Genomic DNA, 3,021 nt, shown 5'->3' with positions numbered 1-3,021 from the left:
TTCAAAAATAAGAGTAAGGTGAGGGACACACCCTCCTTTTTCCCAAACGCCGAATTAAAAACCTCAATTTGTATAAGTTTTTTCTAATAAAAATCATTAACCTTGAACATGAGGTAATTACTAACTATAAAAGCGTATGTCAAAAGAACTCCCACGAAGTCGAAACCCTCACCTACAGAGTTAAAGAAAAATTCGTAGGAATCCTTTAGACCTTTGAGATCAATTTCTTTCAAAAGAAATCATCGAGTAATACCCACCGCCAAAAGTCTTACTTACCTACCTTTCAAAAGGTAAACAATTAACAGGATAATGATTGTAACTAGAGGAATAAGTACAAGAAGTCTCATCAAGTGGACAGGACACCATATGGTTTGGTTAATTATCATGATGGGTACGATTGCGTCCTTATATAATATAAACCTCATCTCCATTACTATTCCCTGGCTTCCTGTTTCCGTGATTGGTACAGCAGTAGCCTTTTATGTGGGCTTCAAAAACAATCAGGCTTATGACAGAATGTGGGAAGCCCGTAAAATCTGGGGAGGCATCGTAAATGATAGCCGTAGCTGGGGAATGATGGTTGACGGTTATATCACCAACCTTTTTACTCAAAAGAAGGTAATGGAAGAAGGACTACACCAAATAAAACGTAGATTGATCTATAGACACATTGCCTGGCTCTATGCGCACCGTAGTCAACTTTTAGTGGCTACACCTTGGGAACATATCAGTCAGGGTGGGCTTATGGGAAGAACAGCCAAAATATATCAGGAAAGATTCGGAATTGGCTTAATAGATGATGAGATAACCAGAAGCGAACTAAAACAATTCTTACCTGAAGATGAACACGACCGGTTAATAGCTTCCGTCAATACAGCAACCCAGATCATTAACGAACAATCCAGAGATTTAACAAAACTTAGGGAGAAAGACATTATCGATGATTTCCGACACATGGAAATGGAGAATATACTCCGAGGCTTTTATACCCTACAAGGTAAAAACGAACGTATAAAAAACTTTCCTCTGCCAAGGCAATACGCAAACATAAGCCGGTATTTTGTAGGCATATTTATTATACTTTTACCCTTTACCATGATACCTGAGTTGATGAAATTGGGGGATTGGGGCTTTTGGCTATCTATTCCGATTTCTTCTTTAATAGGTTGGGTATATGTAATGATGGAGATAGTTGGGGACTATTCAGAAAATCCTTTTCAGGGAATGGGCAATGATATTCCCATGATGTCTCTTTGCAGAACCATAGAAATTGACCTTAGAGAGATGTTGGGAGAAACAAAATTACCTCCCGCTATTAAAGCAAAAAATGGAGTTTTAATGTAATAGGATTTCCTTAGCTAATAAGGTATATCTCAACACTCCTTTCTTCGACCCCAAAGTTTTGAAAGTCAATACAATAACTAATTGAAAGAAAAATACCGTTCCTAAAACACTCCAAATACTCACACCCCAATTGTCACCTTTAGCAATTGTCCTCCCAAAACCACCACACCATCCAAGGGTGAACCCATAGGCACTTCATGTGTAAAAACCCCTCCAGACCATCCCTTTCTCTCCCTCCTGCATGGCATGGCTCTCCAGTAGAAGTTTTTCCTTTACCTTCAGCCTGGTAAAAGATTCCTCTCCACCCTTCCACCCATTCACTTGCCTGCCTCAATCCCAAACCCATTCCTCACAGAAGAATTCACCCCATTTCTACACTTTTTTTGGGCAGCAATCAATTAGTAATTCCTATAAAAACCCTGTGCGTTTTAAAACATTCAATGCTCAAAAATGAACACTTATTCAAGATGTGAGATTTAAAAATATGGGTTCATTGGCTGTATGAACCTATTTTAAGACTTCTGGCTCAACAGTTGAATTAAACTTGGCACAAACTAAAAAATCCAAACCAAAAAATATACACTATGAAAATCGTATCTAGAAATAAATCAAAATTCATAAGCATCATGTCATTTGTAGGATCCTTAACCTTAATTTTAAGCATTTCAGTCTTCGCCGGAAATGTATAAAAGTAGATAGCGTAGCCATAGAGATGGCCTATGAAATGATCCTGAGTCCCGAAGAAGAAATAGCCTTAGCAAATGAAGCAATGACCACAGTACAGGAATCCTTTGTAAGGTTACCTAAGGTGGTCTACATTTATGACCAGGAAAATAGACTAATTCATCACGCAACAGGATCAGCCGAAGAGCTGCAGCAAAACATCCAATTACAAACAATAATTGCAGAAAGTAACTTTTTGTTGGAGGATGCAGGGGGACAAATATTATGTGGCAAAAAAATAACCTGTGAGGGGTTTTAGAAAGGTACAAAGAGATAAAAAGAAATTCTAAAGGGTTAGATTTTGGCCGCACTAAATAAAAAGGAATCGGCATATACCCAAAAGACATTATGCTCATCACCGACAAAAGTCAAAGAAATGTTCGTAGCTTATTGGAAAAGATAAAAAAGGACTTCAATTAAGAAGAGTCCCAATTCATAACCATTGAGAAATTTTTAAATATGAAGGCCTTGAAGAAGAGGCCTTTTACATTAACCTATCTTAACTATAAAAGACCAAATTGTTTAAAATTCATCTCACAATAAGTTTACCCTATTTTAAAACCTCATTTAGTGAGAATTGAACAACTTTTTTTACCTTGACAATACGATATAAATATTAATTCATCCTTTAAACCTTAAATAAATATTCGAAACCGTCGGAAGGTTAACTTAAACTATATACCGTCCGTCAGCGCACGCAAATGTCTGCTAGCGGACGTCTCCTTTCAAGAAAGCTTGTCAAAAAGCCTTTAAAGCTTCATTTTTACTGGCATGCTTCTTGAATAATTTTAAGCCAGCACATTGTTCACTAGCCGTTAAAATTCAACCATGTTAAAAAGCTACATAAAAATCGCCTTCCGGAATTTAATAAAGCGAAAGCTTTACACCCTAATCAACATATCAGGCTTAACGGTAGGAATGGCCTGCTGTCTGTTGATCTTTTTTTGGGTACAA

Annotated in this window: 2 protein-coding genes; both read left to right on the top strand. The window is 37.2% G+C overall.

Annotated elements, in window-relative coordinates; translation table 11 throughout:
- Positions 1–309 precede the first annotated feature (309 nt).
- On the top strand, positions 310–1,344 hold the full coding sequence (locus E1171_RS03780; protein WP_155204242.1) for a bestrophin family protein: 1,035 nt from the start codon (positions 310–312) through the stop codon (positions 1,342–1,344).
- 712 nt (positions 1,345–2,056) lie between these two features.
- Complete coding sequence (locus E1171_RS03775; RefSeq protein ID WP_155204240.1) at positions 2,057–2,326, top strand: hypothetical protein; 270 nt, start codon at positions 2,057–2,059, stop codon at positions 2,324–2,326.
- Positions 2,327–3,021: the final 695 nt, after the last annotated feature.

It is taken from the genome of Xanthovirga aplysinae, assembly GCF_009711365.1.
Classification (GTDB): Bacteria; Bacteroidota; Bacteroidia; order Cytophagales; family Cyclobacteriaceae; genus Xanthovirga; species Xanthovirga aplysinae.
Note: the sequence above shows the minus strand (reverse complement) of the source record. Positions and strands in the feature narration are given on the sequence as shown.